Source organism: Streptomyces sp. NPDC058662 (assembly GCF_042716255.1).
In the GTDB taxonomy this organism is placed as follows: domain Bacteria; phylum Actinomycetota; class Actinomycetes; order Streptomycetales; family Streptomycetaceae; genus Streptomyces.
In genome coordinates this window covers 1-15,300 of record NZ_JBHXRU010000127.1, presented here as the reverse complement: position 1 = coordinate 15,300, position 15,300 = coordinate 1, and the positions used below count along the sequence as shown (strand labels likewise).

Here is a 15,300-nt window from a genome sequence, read left to right as displayed (position 1 = left end):
GCCCCGGACCACAGGGTCCGGGGCCGTCCACGACACTCACCGCGAAGACGCTCTCAGCGAGAGGTCTCAGAGACCGGCGGCCGCGCGCAGCGCGTCCACGCGGTCGGTGCGCTCCCAGGTGAAGTCCGGCAGCTCGCGGCCGAAGTGGCCGTAGGCGGCGGTCTGGGCGTAGATCGGACGCAGCAGGTCCAGGTCGCGGATGATCGCGGCCGGGCGGAGGTCGAACACCTCGCCGATCGCGTCCTCGATCCGCTGCACGTCCACCTTGGCGGTGCCGAAGGTCTCGACGAACAGGCCCACCGGCTCGGCCTTGCCGATCGCGTACGCGACCTGGACCTCGCAGCGCGAGGCGAGGCCGGCGGCGACCACGTTCTTGGCGACCCAGCGCATCGCGTACGCGGCGCTGCGGTCGACCTTGGACGGGTCCTTGCCCGAGAAGGCGCCGCCACCGTGGCGGGCCATGCCGCCGTAGGTGTCGATGATGATCTTGCGGCCGGTGAGGCCGGCGTCGCCCATGGGGCCGCCGATCTCGAAGCGGCCGGTCGGGTTCACGAGCAGGCGGTAGCCCTCGGTGTCCAGCTTGATGCCGTCCTCGATGAGCTGGGCCAGCACGTGCTCGACGACGAACTCGCGGATGTCGGGCGCGAGCAGCGAGTCCAGGTCGATGTCCGACGCGTGCTGCGAGGAGACCACGACGGTGTCCAGGCGCACGGCCTTGTCGCCGTCGTACTCGATGGTGACCTGGGTCTTGCCGTCGGGGCGCAGGTACGGGATGGTCCCGTTCTTGCGGACCTCGGACAGCCGGCGGGAGAGCCGGTGGGCCAGGTGGATGGGGAGCGGCATGAGCTCGGGGGTCTCGTCGCAGGCGTAGCCGAACATCAGGCCCTGGTCGCCGGCGCCCTGCTTGTCGAGCTCGTCCTCGTCGCCCTCGACCCGCTTCTCGTAGGCCGTGTCGACACCCTGTGCGATGTCGGGGGACTGCGCGCCGATGGACACCGACACGCCGCAGGAGGCGCCGTCGAAGCCCTTCTTCGAGGAGTCGTAGCCGATTTCGAGGATCTTGTCGCGGACGAGCTGAGCGATCGGGGCGTAGGCCTTCGTCGTCACCTCTCCCGCGATGTGCACGAGACCGGTGGTGATGAGGGTCTCCACGGCCACGCGCGAGGTCGGGTCCTCGGTGAGGAGTGCGTCGAGGATCGTGTCGCTGATCTGGTCAGCGATCTTGTCGGGGTGGCCCTCGGTCACGGACTCCGAGGTGAAGAGGCGGCGGGACACATCGCTCCCTGGGGTTGCAGCGGCTGCTGGCTGATCATTTGGCGGAACCACACCGGGGGCTGCGCCCGATCACGTTCCGAGTGCAGTTTATCGGTCGCCACCGTCTGTCGGACCACCCGTCTCGCCTTATGGGAGCCGCGTGACCTGCGCCACTCCATTCTGACCCACGCGTGTGCCCAGGAGAAGGGATCTCACTCAGGCGCGTCGCGGCGCCAGCAGGAGCCCCACCTGGTCCCAGATCTGGTCCGCCAGCGATTCCTTCGGACCGTAGGGGACTTGGATCTCCGACCCGCTGGAGGTGAGAATCACGGCCTCGTTCTCCTCCGAACCGAAGGTCTTCGTGGCACCGACCTCGTTGACCACGAGGAGGTCGCAGCCCTTGCGGCGGAGCTTGGCCCGCCCGTTGGCGAGGACGTCGTCGGTCTCGGCGGCGAATCCCACCACGATCTGGCCGTCCCGCCCACGGTCGGCCGAGATCTCCGCGAGGACGTCGGGGTTGCGCACGAGGGCGACCGGGGCCGGGTCCTCCCCGTCCTTCTTCTTGATCTTGCCGTCGGCGTACTCGGCGGGCCGGAAGTCCGCCACGGCCGCGGCCATCACCACGGCGTCGGCCCCGGCGGCCGCCCCGAGCACCGCCTCCCGCAGCTCAAGGGCCGTCCCCACCCGGACGACGTCGACGCCGGCGGGATCGGCCAGGGCGGTGTTCGCGGCCACCAGGGTGACCCGGGCGCCGCGCGCGACGGCGGTACGGGCCAGGGCGTAGCCCTGCTTGCCGGAGGAGCGGTTGCCCAGGAAGCGGACGGGGTCCAGCGGCTCCCGGGTCCCGCCCGCGCTGATCACCACGCGCCGCCCGGAGAGGTCCGCCCCGGCGGCCCCGCGGGCCAGGACGTGCCGGCACACCTCGAAGATCTCCTCGGGGTCGGGCAGCCGCCCCTTGCCCGTGTCCTTGCCGGTGAGGCGGCCCACGGCGGGCTCGACGACCACGGCTCCGCGGCGGCGCAGCGTGGCCACGTTCTCCTGGGTGGCGGGGTGCTCCCACATCTCGGTATGCATGGCGGGTGCGAAGACCACCGGGCAGCGGGCCGTGAGCAGGGTGTTCGTGAGCAGGTCGTCGGCCAGCCCGTGGGCGGCCCTGGCCAGCATGTCGGCGGTGGCGGGGGCGACGACGACGAGATCGGCTGACTGCCCGATGCGCACGTGCGGCACCTCGTGGACGGTCTCCCACACCTCGGTGGAGGCCGGGTTGCCGGACAGGGCGGCCCAGGTGGCCTCGCCCACGAAGTTCAGGGACGCCGCGGTGGGCACCACCCGTACGTCGTGGCCGGACTCGGTCAGCCGGCGCAGCAGCTCGCACGCCTTGTAGGCGGCGATCCCGCCGCTCACTCCCAGGACGACCTTCGGCTTACCCACCGCGCACTCCCCTTCGACCCGACCGGCGCCCTCGGCACCGGTCGCCGTACCTACCCATGACACACCACAGGCCCGGCAGATGTTCTGCCGGGCCTGTGGTGAAAGGAATTCCCGTGCCTTACTGAGCCGGGGCCTCGATGGCCTCGGAGGTCAGCAGACCCGCGTTGATCTCGCGCAGCGCGATCGAAAGGGGCTTCTCGTGGACGTGGGTGTCCACCAGCGGGCCCACGTACTCCAGCAGGCCTTCGCCGAGCTGGGAGTAGTACGCGTTGATCTGACGCGCGCGCTTGGCCGCGTAGATCACGAGGCTGTACTTCGAGTCCGTGGCCTCAAGCAGCTCGTCGATCGGCGGGTTGATGATGCCCTCGGGCGCAGTGATGGAAGAGGACACGCTCTACCTTCCGAAGATGGGTGAAAGATCAGGCATTGAACGAGGAGAAAATACGTTCAACGATCAGACAACTTCCATCAAGGCTAGCAGCTCGCGCGCCACGTCCTCGACGGAGGTGTTGACCAGGGTGGTGTCGAACTCCGACTCGGCAGCGAGTTCGATCTTGGCGGTGGCGAGCCTGCGCTCGATGACCTCCGCCGATTCGGTGCCGCGGCCCGTGAGCCGGCGGACCAGCTCGTCCCAGCTCGGCGGGGCCAGGAAGACCAGTTGGGCCTCGGGCATGGACTCGCGTACGAGTCGTGCGCCCTGCAGGTCGATCTCCAGCAGGACCGGCTCGCCGTTCTCCAGGCGTTCCAGTACCGCGCCGCGCGGTGTGCCGTAGCGGTTGCCCGCGAACTCGGCCCACTCCAGCAGCTCGCCGTTGGCGATCAGCTTGTCGAACTCGTCGTCGGAGACGAAGAAGTAGTGGACTCCGTGTCGCTCACCGGGCCGCGGCTTGCGGGTGGTGGCCGACACCGAGAGCCAAACCTCAGGGTGGACCTTGCGCATATGCGCGACGACCGTGCTCTTGCCGACCCCTGAGGGGCCGGAGAGCACGGTCAGCCGCGGACGAACCTCTGCTGCCATAGAGCGATTATCCAGCCTCCCGGGCATGCCCGGGAACGCCGGGAGAACTTCAGGCGACGCCTCAGGCGCCGGTGCTGCCGAACTCGCGCTCCAGAGAGGCGATCTGGTTGGAACCGAGACCTCGGACACGTCGGGACTCGGAGATGCCGAGACGCTCCATGATCTGCTTGGCACGGACCTTGCCCACGCCGGGCAGGGACTCCAGCAGGGCGGAGACCTTCATCTTGCCGATGACGTCGTTCTCCTGGCCCGTCTTGATGACCTCTTGGAGGGAGGCGCCGGAGTGCTTGAGTCGATTCTTCACCTCGGCCCGCTCCCGGCGAGCCGCGGCGGCCTTTTCGAGCGCGGCTGCGCGCTGTTCAGGGGTAAGGGGCGGAAGAGCCACGCCTACGTCACCTCGGATGTCGAACTGTCGGATACGGACCGGTGGGGAACCCAAAGGCACCACACCAGGCGAGGTCCCGAACAGCGATGCAATTCGCTCGCTGCTCGTTCACTCTGCTCGGAGACTAGCGGCCATCACCGCTCCAGTCAGCGAGAACGGACTAAAAGTCCTGGTCAGCCTCCACTGAACCGTACATCACGGACAAAATACCCCGGTTTTGTCCGGTGAAAGACGTTCGAATTTCGTCAGGCAGTGCGAGGGGCAGGCCCGACGCGGGCGGGGAAGCGCCCGGATCGGCTCACCGCCGGGCGGAAACGGCCGCGCGGATCTCGTCCGCGAACTGCCGTGCGGACGCGCGCAGCGCCGTGACGTCCGGACCGTGCTTCAGGACGCCGCGCGACACGTTCGGCACCACCTGGTGGACCGCCTCGCCGAACACGGCCGGCAGGTCCGCCGCCGTCGCGCCCTGCGCGCCGATGCCGGGGGCCAGCAGCGGCCCGTTGATGTCCAGGTCGAAGGAGGACAGGTCGCCCAGCGTGGCGCCGACCACCGCGCCGAAGGAGCCCATCGGGTCGGCGCCCTCGTTCTCGGCGGCGAGGTGCGCCAGCATCGTCGCGCCGATCGTGCGGCCGTCCTCCCGTACCGCCCGCTGGACCTCGGCGCCCTCCGGGTTCGAGGTGAGGGCCAGGACGAACAGGCCCGCCCCCGACTCCCGCGCCAGGTCGACGGCCGGCTTCAGCGAGCCGTAGCCCAGGTACGGGGAGACCGTCAGCGCGTCCGAGAAGAGTGGCGAGGCCGGGTCCAGGAAGGCCGAGGCGTAGGCGGCCATGGTCGAGCCGATGTCGCCGCGCTTGGCGTCCATCAGGACCAGCGTGCCGGCCGCCCGCGCGTCCGCCACCGTCCGCTCCAGCACCGCGACGCCCCGGGAGCCGAAGCGCTCGAAGAAGGCGGCCTGCGGCTTGAGGACCGCCACCTGGTCGGCGAGGGCCTCCACGACGGTCCGCGAGAAGCTCTCCAGGCCCGCGATGTCGTCCGCCAGGCCCCACTGCGCCAGCAGCGCGGCGTGCGGGTCGATGCCCACGCAGAGCGGACCGCGGGCGTCCATCGCCTCGCGCAGGCGGGTGCCGAACGGGGTCACAGTCACTTCGCGGCCTCTCGGTTCTCGGCGCCCACCGCTTCGGCGAGCGTCGCGTACGGGCTGGCGGCCAGGCGCGCGGCCAGGCCCTTGTGGATGGCGCGGGCGTAGCACGGGCCCTCGTAGACGAAGGCGCTGTAGCCCTGGACCAGCGTGGCGCCGGCCAGGATCCGCTGCCAGGCGTCCTCGGCGTTCTCGATGCCGCCGACGCCGACGAGGACCAGCCGGTCCCCCGCGCGGGCGTGGAGGCGGCGCAGGACCTCCAGGGAGCGTTCCTTGACGGGTGCTCCGGACAGCCCGCCGGTCTCCTGGACCAGGGACGGGTCGGAGACGAGGCCGAGGCCCTCGCGGGCGATGGTCGTGTTGGTGGCGATGATCCCGTCCAGGCCGAGCTCCAGCGCCAGGTCGGCGACCGCGTCGATGTCCTCGTCGGCCAGATCGGGAGCGATCTTGACCAGCAGCGGGACCCGGCGGTCGGTGACCACCCGGTCCGCGGCCTCTCGTACGGCCGTCAGCAGCGGACGCAGGGACTCGGTGGCCTGGAGGTTGCGCAGCCCGGGGGTGTTCGGCGAGGAGACGTTCACGACCAGGTAGTCCGCGTGGCGGGCGAGGCGCTCGGTGGAGGCGACGTAGTCGGCGACCGCCTCCTCCTCCGGGACGACCTTCGTCTTGCCGATGTTGACGCCCACGACGGTCCGGAAGACGGCGCGGCGGGACGCCAGGCGCTGCGCGACGGCCGCCGAGCCCTCGTTGTTGAAGCCCATCCGGTTGATCAGCGCACGGTCCGGCACCAGCCGGAACAGGCGCTTCTTCGGGTTGCCGGGCTGCGGCTCGGCCGTGACCGTCCCGATCTCGACGTGGTCGAAGCCGAGCATCGCCATGCCGTCGACCGCCACGGCGTTCTTGTCGAAGCCCGCCGCGAGCCCGAAGGGTCCGTGCATGCGCAGGCCCAGGGCCTCGGTGCGCAGCTCCTTGTGGCGGGGGGCCAGCCAGGCCGCCGCGAAGGTGCGCAGCACCGGCGTGCGGGCGGTGAGGCGGATCCAGCGGAAGGCGGTGTAGTGGGCCCGCTCCGGGTCCATCCGCTTGAAGACCAGGTTGAAGAAGAGTTTGTACATCGTGGTGAAGGATCCCTCTGCGCTCATGGAAAGGGGGACACCCGTCGTGAAACCGGTGTCCCCCTCCCCCGTTCTCCCGAGTCCGGGGCTGTACGGGCTGCTAGTCGCGGGCGGCGTCGAGGTGCTGCGCGTGCTCCTGCAGCGAGCGCACGCCCACGTCTCCGCGGTTCAGCGCGTCGATGCCCTGCACGGCGGCGGCGAGCGCCTGGACCGTGGTCAGGCACGGGACGCTGCGCGCCACGGCCGCGGTACGGATCTCGTAGCCGTCGAGGCGGCCGCCGGTCCCGTACGGGGTGTTGACGATGAGGTCGACCTGGCCGTCGTGGATCAGCTGGACGATGGTCTTCTCGCCGTCCGCGCCCTCGCCCTCGCTGAGCTTGCGGACGACGGTGGCGTTGATGCCGTTGCGGCGCAGCACCTCGGCGGTGCCCGAGGTGGCGAGCAGCTCGAAGCCGTGGGCGACGAGCTCGCGCGCCGGGAAGATCATCGAGCGCTTGTCGCGGTTGGCGACGGAGATGAAGGCGCGGCCCTTGGTCGGCAGCGGGCCGTAGGCGCCGGCCTGCGACTTGGCGTACGCCGTGCCGAAGAGGGCGTCGATGCCCATGACCTCGCCGGTGGAGCGCATCTCCGGTCCGAGGACCGTGTCGACGCCCCGGCCGTGGATGTCGCGGAAGCGCGACCACGGCATGACGGCCTCCTTGACGGAGATCGGCGCGTCGATCGGCAGGGTGCCGCCGTCGCCGGTCTTCGGCAGCAGGCCCTCGGCGCGCAGTTCGGCGATGGTGGTGCCGAGCGAGATGCGGGCGGCGGCCTTGGCGAGCGGGACGGCCGTGGCCTTCGAGGTGAAGGGGACGGTCCGGGAGGCGCGCGGGTTCGCCTCCAGGACGTAGAGGATGTCGCCCGCCATCGCGAACTGGATGTTGATCAGGCCGCGGACGCCGACGCCCTTGGCGATGGCCTCGGTGGAGGCGCGCAGCCGCTTGATGTCGTGGCCGCCGAGGGTGATCGGGGGCAGCGCGCACGCGGAGTCGCCGGAGTGGATGCCGGCTTCCTCGATGTGCTCCATGACGCCGCCGAGGTAGAGCTCGGTGCCGTCGTAGAGGGCGTCGACGTCGATCTCGATCGCGTCGTCGAGGAAGCGGTCGACCAGCACGGGGCGGGTCGGGGAGATCTCGGTGGACTCGGCGATGTACGACTCCAGCCGGGTCTCGTCGTAGACGATCTCCATGCCGCGGCCGCCGAGCACGTAGGACGGGCGGACCAGGACCGGGTAGCCGATCTCGTCGGCGATGGCCTTCGCACCCGTGAAGGTGGTGGCGGTGCCGTGCTTGGGCGCGGGCAGTCCGGCGTCGGCGAGGACCTGGCCGAAGGCGCCGCGGTCCTCGGCGGCGTGGATGGCCTCGGGCGAGGTGCCGACGACGGGGACGCCGTTGTCCTTGAGCGCCTGGGCGAGGCCGAGGGGGGTCTGGCCGCCGAGCTGGACGATGACGCCGGCGATGGGGCCGGCCAGCGTCTCCGCGTGGACGATCTCCAGCACGTCTTCGAGCGTCAGCGGCTCGAAGTACAGGCGGTCGGAGGTGTCGTAGTCGGTGGAGACGGTCTCCGGGTTGCAGTTGACCATCACGGTCTCGTAGCCGGCGTCGCTGAGCGCGAAGGAGGCGTGGACGCAGGAGTAGTCGAACTCGATGCCCTGGCCGATGCGGTTCGGGCCGGAGCCCAGGATGATGACCGCGGGCTTCTCGCGCGGGGCGACCTCGGACTCCTCGTCGTAGGAGGAGTAGAAGTACGGGGTCTTCGCGGCGAACTCGGCGGCGCAGGTGTCGACCGTCTTGTAGACCGGCCGGACTCCGAGGGCGTGCCGGACCTCGCGGACGACGTCCTCGCGCAGGCCGCGGATGTCGGCGATCTGGGCGTCGGAGAAGCCGTGGCGCTTGGCCTCGGCGAGGAGCTCGGGGTGGAGCTTGTCGGCGGCGGCGAGCTCGTCCGCGATCTCCTTGATGAGGAAGAGCTGGTCGACGAACCAGGGGTCGATCTTCGTGGACTCGAAGACCTCTTCCTGGGAGGCGCCGGCGCGGATGGCCTGCATGACGGTGTTGATGCGGCCGTCGGTGGGGCGCACCGCCGTGGCGAGGAGCTCGGCCTTGTCGCCGGGCTCGCCGACGAAGGTGAACTGCGAGCCCTTCTTCTCCAGGGAGCGCAGGGCCTTCTGGAGGGCCTCGGTGAAGTTGCGGCCGATCGCCATGGCCTCGCCCACCGACTTCATGGTGGTGGTGAGGGTGGAGTCGGCGAGCGGGAACTTCTCGAAGGCGAAGCGCGGTGCCTTGACGACGACGTAGTCGAGGGACGGCTCGAAGGACGCCGGGGTCTTCTCGGTGATGTCGTTGGGGACCTCGTCGAGGGTGTACCCGATGGCCAGCTTGGCGGCGATCTTGGCGATCGGGAAGCCGGTGGCCTTCGACGCGAGCGCCGAGGAGCGGGAGACGCGCGGGTTCATCTCGATGACGATGACGCGGCCGTCCGCGGGGTCGATCGCGAACTGGATGTTGCAGCCGCCGGTGTCGACGCCGACCTCGCGGATGATCGCGATGCCGATGTCGCGCAGCCGCTGGTACTCGCGGTCGGTGAGGGTCATGGCCGGGGCGACGGTGATCGAGTCGCCGGTGTGGACGCCCATCGGGTCGAAGTTCTCGATGGAGCAGACGACGACGACGTTGTCCTTGGTGTCGCGCATCAGCTCCAGCTCGTACTCCTTCCAGCCGAGGATGGACTCCTCCAGGAGCACCTCGGTGGTCGGGGAGAGCGTGAGGCCCTGGCCCGCGATGCGGCGCAGCTCGTCCTCGTTGTGGGCGAAGCCGGAGCCGGCGCCGCCCATGGTGAAGGAGGGGCGCACGACGACCGGGTAGCCGCCGAGGGTGTCGACGCCCGCGATGACGTCGTCCATCGTGTGGCAGATGACCGAGCGCGCGGACTCGCCGTAGCCGATCTTGGCCTTGACGGCCTCGACGACGCCCTTGAAGAGGTCGCGGTCCTCGCCCTTGTTGATGGCCTCGACGTTGGCGCCGATCAGCTCGACGCCGTACTTCTCCAGCACACCCTGCTCGTGCATGGAGATGGCGGTGTTCAGCGCGGTCTGGCCGCCCAGGGTCGGGAGCAGCGCGTCGGGGCGCTCCTTGGCGATGATCTTCTCGACGAACTCGGGGGTGATCGGCTCGACGTACGTGGCGTCGGCGATCTCCGGGTCGGTCATGATCGTCGCGGGGTTGGAGTTCACCAGGATGACCCGCAGGCCCTCGGCCTTGAGGATGCGGCAGGCCTGGGTACCGGAGTAGTCGAACTCGGCTGCCTGGCCGATGACGATCGGGCCGGAGCCGATGACCAGGACGGACTGGATATCGGAACGCTTAGGCACGATCGGCCTCCATCAGGGCGGTTTCCATCAAAGACGTGAAACGGTCGAAGAGGTACGCGGCGTCGTGCGGGCCGGCGGCCGCCTCGGGGTGGTACTGGACGCTGAAGGCCGGCTGGTCGAGCAGCCGCAGGCCCTCGACGACCTGGTCGTTCAGGCAGACGTGGGAGACCTCGGCGCGGCCGTAGGGGGTCTCGGAGACCTTGTCGAGCGGCGCGTCGACGGCGAAGCCGTGGTTGTGCGCGGTGACCTCGACCTTGCCGGTGGTGCGGTCCTGCACCGGCTGGTTGATGCCGCGGTGGCCGTACTTCAGCTTGTAGGTGCCGAAGCCGAGCGCGCGGCCCAGGATCTGGTTGCCGAAGCAGATGCCGAAGAGCGGGGTCCTGCGCTCCAGGACGCCGCGCATGACGGCGACGGGGCCGTCGGCGGTGGCGGGGTCGCCCGGGCCGTTGGAGAAGAACACGCCGTCCGGGTTGACCGCGTAGACGTCCTCGACGGTGGCCGTGGCGGGCAGTACGTGCACCTCGATGCCGCGCTCGGCCATCCGGTGCGGGGTCATGCCCTTGATGCCGAGGTCCACGGCGGCCACGGTGAACTTCTTCTCACCGATCGCGGGGACGACGTACGCTTCCTTGGTGGCGACCTCCGCCGAGAGGTTCGCGCCCTTCATCTGCGGGGCCTCCTGGACGCGCGCCAGCAGGGCGTCGTCGCTGACGCCGGCGCAGGCCTCACCGGAGAAGATGCCGACGCGCATGGCGCCGCGCTCGCGCAGGTGGCGGGTCAGGGCGCGGGTGTCGATGCCGCAGATGCCGACGACGCCCTGTGCGACGAGCTCCTCGTCCAGCGAGCGCCGGGAGCGCCAGTTGGAGGGGACGCGCGCGGGGTCGCGCACCACGTAGCCGGCGACCCAGATGCGGGAGGACTCGGGGTCCTCGTCGTTGATCCCGGTGTTGCCCACGTGCGGCGCGGTCATCACGACGACCTGGCGGTGGTACGACGGGTCGGTGAGGGTCTCCTGGTAGCCGGTCATGCCGGTGGAGAACACGGCCTCACCGAAGGTCTCCCCGAGGGCACCGTAAGCGCGGCCGCGGAAGATCCGCCCGTCCTCCAGGACGAGTACGGCGGGAGCTTTGGCTGCTCCCCTGGTGGAGGTCGTCATCGTTCGGCGCCTTCCGTCGTGATGGATGAGTTCATGAGATTGACGGCTTCGACCCAGGCGGCGTGCTCGGCCGCGCGGTCGGAGCGGAAGCCGGAGTCGATCAGCTTGTCACCGTGCGCCCAGGTGACGACGAGCAGACCGCCCTCGGTGAGTACCTTGCCCGCGATCCCCTTGTCGAGGCGGGCGCCGCGCAGCTGCGCGGCCGGTACGAAGAAGTCGTTGGCACCCGGACGGACCACGTCGAGGCCCGCGTCGGTGAGCGTGAGCTCCACCCGGCTGCGGACGCCCAGGCCGTGGGCGACGATCCGGTCGAGCCACTGCCCGGCGGTGGTGGACCCGTGGTACCGGCCGGTCAGGGCCAGCCGGTGCTCGGGGAGGCCGTCGGGGGCGGCGGGCAGCTCCGGCAGGTCGTTCTGCAGAGCGCCGCGCCATTTCCAGCCCTGCCGCATCAGCCAGTAGACGAACGCGATGAAGACGAGCAGACCGATCACCCACGCCATGCGGGCGCCCCAGTCCGTCACCTCCGCCGACCGTCGTTCCGCGGCCTCGGCGGCCAGTTGGATTACTGCAGGTGTCACGCCAGCGTCCCGTCCACGACCGTTGCCCGGCCCCGCAGGAAGGTGTGAGTGACGCGCCCCGGCAGCTCACGGCCCTCGTAGGGCGTGTTGCGGCTGCGGGATGCGAAGTGTGCGGGGTCCACGACACCACGGTACGAGGTATCGACCAAGGTCAGGTTCGCGGGTTCACCTGCCGAGACGGGACGGCCGTGGTGGTCGAGGCCGCCGATGCGCGCCGGCGCGAAGGACATCCGCTCGGCGACGCCCGCCCAGTCGAGCAGTCCGGTCTCCACCATCGTCTGCTGGACCACGGACAGAGCGGTCTCCAGGCCGACCATGCCCATGGCGGCGGCGGCCCACTCGCAGTCCTTGTCCTCGTGCGGGTGGGGGGCGTGGTCGGTGGCGACGATGTCGATCGTGCCGTCGGCGAGCGCCTCGCGCAGGGCCAGCACGTCGCGCTCGGTGCGCAGCGGCGGGTTGACCTTGTAGACCGCGTTGTACGAGCGGACGAGCTCCTCGGTGAGGCGCAGGTGGTGCGGGGTGACCTCGGCGGTGACGTCGATGCCGCGGGACTTGGCCCAGCGGACGATCTCGACGGAGCCGGCCGTGGAGAGGTGGCAGATGTGCACGCGGGAGCCGACGTGCTCGGCGAGGAGGACGTCGCGGGCGATGATCGACTCCTCGGCGACGGCGGGCCAGCCGCCCAGACCGAGCTCGGCGGAGACGACGCCCTCGTTCATCTGGGCGCCCTCGGTCAGCCGGGGCTCCTGGGCGTGCTGGGCGACGACGCCGCCGAAGGCCTTCACGTACTCCAGGGCCCGGCGCATGATCACGGCGTCGTCCACGCACTTGCCGTCGTCGGAGAAGACGGTGACGCGGGCGGCGGACTCGTGCATGGCGCCCAGCTCGGCGAGCTGCTTGCCCTCCAGGCCGACGGTGACGGCGCCGATGGGCTGCACGTCGCAGTAGCCGGACTCCTTGCCGAGGCGCCACACCTGCTCGACGACGCCCGCGGTGTCGGCGACCGGGAAGGTGTTCGCCATGGCGAACACGGCGGTGTAGCCACCGGAGGCGGCGGCGCGGGTGCCGGTGAGGACGGTCTCGGAGTCCTCGCGGCCGGGCTCGCGCAGGTGGGTGTGGAGGTCGACGAGGCCGGGGAGGAGGATCTGGCCCTCGGCCTCGATCACCCGGGCGCCGTCCGCCGGCAGGTTCCGACCGACCTCGGCGATGGTCTCGCCGTCGATCAGGACGTCCTGCGCCTCGCCGCCGAGGACCTTCGCGCCACGGATAAGGATCTTGCTCATGGTTACTTGCTCTCCTCGGTACGGGCGGCGGGGGTGGTGGTGACGGCGGGCTCGGAGCCTCCGAGCAGCAGGTACAGGACGGCCATCCGGGTGGAGACGCCGTTGGCGACCTGCTCGACGGCGGTGCAGCGGTCCGAGTCGGCGACCTGGGCGGTGATCTCCATGCCCCGGTTCATCGGGCCGGGGTGCATCACGATGGCGTGCTCGGGCATCTTCGCCATCCGGTCGCCGTCGAGCCCGTACCGGCGGGAGTACTCGCGCTCGGTCGGGAAGAAGGCGGCGTTCATGCGTTCGCGCTGCACACGCAGCATCATCACCGCATCGGACTTCGGCAGCACCTCGTCCAGGTTGTACGAGACCTCGCAGGGCCAGCTCTCGACGCCGATCGGGACCAGCGTGGGCGGGGCCACCACCGTGACCTGGGCTCCGAGGGTGTGCAGCAGCTGCACGTTGGAGCGGGCCACCCGGCTGTGCAGGACGTCGCCCACGATCGTGATCCGGCGGCCGCCGAGGTCCTTGCCGAGCCCGGCGTCGCGGCCGACGAGGCGGCGGCGCATGGTGAAGGCGTCCAGCAGGGCCTGGGTGGGGTGCTCGTGCGTGCCGTCGCCCGCGTTGACGACGGCGGAGTCGATCCAGCCGGAGGTCGCGAGGCGGTAGGGGGCGCCGGAGGCGTGGTGGCGGATGACGACGGCGTCCGCGCCCATGGCCTCCAGGGTCAGCGCCGTGTCCTTCAGCGATTCGCCCTTGGAGACGGAGGAGCCCTTGGCGGAGAAGTTGATGACGTCCGCGGACAGCCGCTTGGCGGCCGCCTCGAAGGAGATGCGGGTGCGGGTGGAGTCCTCGAAGAAGAGGTTGACGACGGTCAGGCCGCGCAGGGTGGGCAGCTTCTTGATCGGCCGGTCCGCGACGCGGGCCATCTCCTCGGCGGTGTCGAGGATCAGGACGGCGTCGTCGCGCGTGAGATCGGCGGCCGAGATGAGGTGGCGCTTCATCTGGAGGGCTCCGTAGGTCGGGGCGGGCAGGCTGGCGGGCGTGCGGACGGGCAGGCAGGGGCGCGGTGGGGGCAGGGCAGGCCTGCGCCCGGACCCCGTGGGGGCCCGGCGCCGGATGCGGACCTACTGCCCGGCTGCCTGGGCGGTCCGCTGCCCGAGCAGCACGGCGTCACGGCCGTCCTCCTCCTGGAGCTGGACCTTGACGGTCTCCCGCAGCGACGTGGGGAGGTTCTTGCCGACGTAGTCGGCGCGGATGGGCAGCTCGCGGTGGCCCCGGTCGACGAGGACGGCGAGCTGGACGGCGCGCGGGCGCCCGAGGTCGCCGAGGGCGTCCAGCGCGGCGCGGATGGTGCGGCCGGAGAAGAGCACGTCGTCGACGAGGACGACCAGGCGGCCGTCGAGGTCGTCGCCGGGGATCTCGGTGCGCCCGATCGCGCGGGCGGGCTTCATCCGCAGGTCGTCGCGGTACATGGTGATGTCGAGGGAGCCGACCGGGATCCTGCTGCCGGTGATCTCTTCGAGCTTGCCGGCCAGCCGGCGGGCGAGGTGGACACCGCGGGTGGGGATGCCGAGGAGCACCACGTCGTCGGCGCCCTTGGCGCGTTCGACGATCTCGTGGGCGATGCGGGTCAGGACCCGGGCGATGTCCTGCGCCTCCAGCACGGGGCGCGTGGCGTCGGCCTGGTCGGCCGCGGGGGCAGCGTTCTGAGCGTCCATGAAAAGGACCTCCTTCTCCGCCTCACGGGACGGACCTTAAAGGACGTCTGATGTACGCCTCCCACGGTAGCAGGGGGATTCCGGCCGGCCGTACCGGGCCGTCGGCGCGGCGGCGCCCACGGGGCTCCTGGGACCGCTCGGGAAGGGGTGGCGGGGGCCATTCGGCTTGACGCATCCAAGTAACGCTGCGTAACCTCACAGTGAGTTACCAGCCGCGCGGCGGAGCCGCACGTTGTCCATGTCGTCACAGCGTCACAGCGTCCGGGAGCGTTATGTCCAGCGAATACGCCAAACAGCTCGGGGCCAAGCTCCGCGCCATCCGCACCCAGCAGGGCCTCTCCCTCCACGGTGTCGAGGAGAAGTCGCAGGGCCGGTGGAAGGCCGTGGTGGTCGGTTCCTACGAGCGCGGGGACCGCGCCGTGACCGTCCAGCGCCTCGCCGAGCTGGCGGACTTCTACGGGGTGCCGGTGCAGGAACTGCTGCCGGGCACGACTCCCGGCGGAGCGGCCGAGCCGCCGCCGAAGCTGCGCCTCGACCTGGAGCGTCTGGCGGGCGTGCCCGCGGAGAAGGCCGGCCCGCTCCAGCGGTACGCGGCCACCATCCAGAGCCAGCGCGGCGACTACAACGGCAAGGTGCTGTCGATCCGCCAGGACGACCTGCGCACCCTCGCCGTCATCTACGACCAGTCGCCCTCGGTCCTGACCGAGCAGCTCATCAGCTGGGGCGTCCTGGACGCGGACGCGCGTCGCGCCGTGGCCCACGAGGACATCTGAGTCCGGTCCCAGGACCAGCAGAAACGTTACCGGTGGCGCCGGTCCCCCGGGGAC

14 protein-coding genes are annotated in these 15,300 nt (G+C 70.7%); 1 reads left to right on the top strand and 13 read right to left on the bottom strand.

Going from position 1 to position 15,300, the window contains the following annotated elements:
• Positions 1-66 precede the first annotated feature (66 nt).
• The 13 genes from metK to pyrR all read right to left on the bottom strand — a co-directional run bounded on the left by metK (position 67) and on the right by pyrR (position 14,473).
• Complete coding sequence (metK, locus tag ACFWUQ_RS28525; protein WP_384543736.1) at positions 67-1,275, bottom strand: methionine adenosyltransferase; 1,209 nt, start codon at positions 1,273-1,275, stop codon at positions 67-69.
• A gap of 195 nt (positions 1,276-1,470) precedes the next feature.
• On the bottom strand, positions 1,471-2,685 hold the full coding sequence (gene coaBC, locus ACFWUQ_RS28520; RefSeq protein ID WP_384543734.1) for a bifunctional phosphopantothenoylcysteine decarboxylase/phosphopantothenate--cysteine ligase CoaBC: 1,215 nt from the start codon (positions 2,683-2,685) through the stop codon (positions 1,471-1,473).
• A gap of 118 nt (positions 2,686-2,803) precedes the next feature.
• A complete protein-coding gene (gene rpoZ / locus ACFWUQ_RS28515) occupies positions 2,804-3,076 on the bottom strand; it encodes a DNA-directed RNA polymerase subunit omega (protein ID WP_004948662.1) in 273 nt (90 codons plus the stop codon).
• Between the two features lie 63 nt (positions 3,077-3,139).
• Positions 3,140-3,703: a guanylate kinase gene (gene gmk / locus ACFWUQ_RS28510; RefSeq protein ID WP_384543732.1), complete on the bottom strand. Its 564-nt coding sequence runs from the start codon at positions 3,701-3,703 to the stop codon at positions 3,140-3,142.
• Positions 3,704-3,764: 61 nt separating this feature from the next.
• The gene (locus ACFWUQ_RS28505; RefSeq protein ID WP_030008746.1) at positions 3,765-4,088 is read right to left on the bottom strand and encodes an integration host factor; all 324 of its coding nucleotides are present in this window, start codon (positions 4,086-4,088) and stop codon (positions 3,765-3,767) included.
• Between the two features lie 298 nt (positions 4,089-4,386).
• Positions 4,387-5,226 carry an orotidine-5'-phosphate decarboxylase gene (gene pyrF / locus ACFWUQ_RS28500; protein WP_384543740.1) on the bottom strand — a complete coding sequence of 280 codons (840 nt, stop codon included), beginning with the start codon at positions 5,224-5,226 and terminating at the stop codon, positions 4,387-4,389.
• Positions 5,227-5,228: 2 nt separating this feature from the next.
• Positions 5,229-6,338 (bottom strand): quinone-dependent dihydroorotate dehydrogenase, encoded by a 1,110-nt coding sequence (locus tag ACFWUQ_RS28495; protein WP_384543738.1) that lies wholly within the window; start codon positions 6,336-6,338, stop codon positions 5,229-5,231.
• Between the two features lie 100 nt (positions 6,339-6,438).
• Positions 6,439-9,747 carry a carbamoyl-phosphate synthase large subunit gene (carB, locus tag ACFWUQ_RS28490; protein ID WP_384543730.1) on the bottom strand — a complete coding sequence of 1,103 codons (3,309 nt, stop codon included), beginning with the start codon at positions 9,745-9,747 and terminating at the stop codon, positions 6,439-6,441.
• Positions 9,740-10,903: a glutamine-hydrolyzing carbamoyl-phosphate synthase small subunit gene (gene carA, locus ACFWUQ_RS28485; protein ID WP_384543728.1), complete on the bottom strand. Its 1,164-nt coding sequence runs from the start codon at positions 10,901-10,903 to the stop codon at positions 9,740-9,742. Before carA ends, carB begins: the two co-directional genes overlap by 8 nt.
• Positions 10,900-11,481 (bottom strand): hypothetical protein, encoded by a 582-nt coding sequence (locus ACFWUQ_RS28480; protein ID WP_384543726.1) that lies wholly within the window; start codon positions 11,479-11,481, stop codon positions 10,900-10,902. The genes carA and ACFWUQ_RS28480 overlap by 4 nt, the downstream gene beginning before the upstream one ends.
• A complete protein-coding gene (locus ACFWUQ_RS28475) occupies positions 11,478-12,764 on the bottom strand; it encodes a dihydroorotase (protein ID WP_384543724.1) in 1,287 nt (428 codons plus the stop codon). The genes ACFWUQ_RS28480 and ACFWUQ_RS28475 overlap by 4 nt, the downstream gene beginning before the upstream one ends.
• Before the next feature lie 2 nt (positions 12,765-12,766).
• Positions 12,767-13,756: an aspartate carbamoyltransferase catalytic subunit gene (locus ACFWUQ_RS28470; RefSeq protein WP_384543722.1), complete on the bottom strand. Its 990-nt coding sequence runs from the start codon at positions 13,754-13,756 to the stop codon at positions 12,767-12,769.
• A 123-nt stretch (positions 13,757-13,879) separates the two neighbouring features.
• The gene (pyrR, locus tag ACFWUQ_RS28465; protein ID WP_384543720.1) at positions 13,880-14,473 is read right to left on the bottom strand and encodes a bifunctional pyr operon transcriptional regulator/uracil phosphoribosyltransferase PyrR; all 594 of its coding nucleotides are present in this window, start codon (positions 14,471-14,473) and stop codon (positions 13,880-13,882) included.
• A 272-nt stretch (positions 14,474-14,745) separates the two neighbouring features.
• On the opposite strand from pyrR, the gene bldD reads away from it, so the two are divergent.
• Positions 14,746-15,246 (top strand): transcriptional regulator BldD, encoded by a 501-nt coding sequence (gene bldD / locus ACFWUQ_RS28460; RefSeq protein WP_007263032.1) that lies wholly within the window; start codon positions 14,746-14,748, stop codon positions 15,244-15,246.
• Positions 15,247-15,300 lie beyond the last annotated feature (54 nt).

What these genes read in the sequence shown, in the direction of transcription:
- carA (WP_384543728.1), bottom strand. Translation starts at nt 10,903, where the DNA reads ATGACGACCTCCACCAGGGGAGCAGCCAAAGCTCCCGCCGTACTCGTC.
- ACFWUQ_RS28470 (WP_384543722.1), bottom strand. Translation starts at nt 13,756, where the DNA reads ATGAAGCGCCACCTCATCTCGGCCGCCGATCTCACGCGCGACGACGCC.
- ACFWUQ_RS28475 (WP_384543724.1), bottom strand. Translation starts at nt 12,764, where the DNA reads ATGAGCAAGATCCTTATCCGTGGCGCGAAGGTCCTCGGCGGCGAGGCG.
- bldD (WP_007263032.1), top strand. Translation starts at nt 14,746, where the DNA reads ATGTCCAGCGAATACGCCAAACAGCTCGGGGCCAAGCTCCGCGCCATC.
- ACFWUQ_RS28495 (WP_384543738.1), bottom strand. Translation starts at nt 6,338, where the DNA reads ATGTACAAACTCTTCTTCAACCTGGTCTTCAAGCGGATGGACCCGGAG.
- gmk (WP_384543732.1), bottom strand. Translation starts at nt 3,703, where the DNA reads ATGGCAGCAGAGGTTCGTCCGCGGCTGACCGTGCTCTCCGGCCCCTCA.
- pyrR (WP_384543720.1), bottom strand. Translation starts at nt 14,473, where the DNA reads ATGGACGCTCAGAACGCTGCCCCCGCGGCCGACCAGGCCGACGCCACG.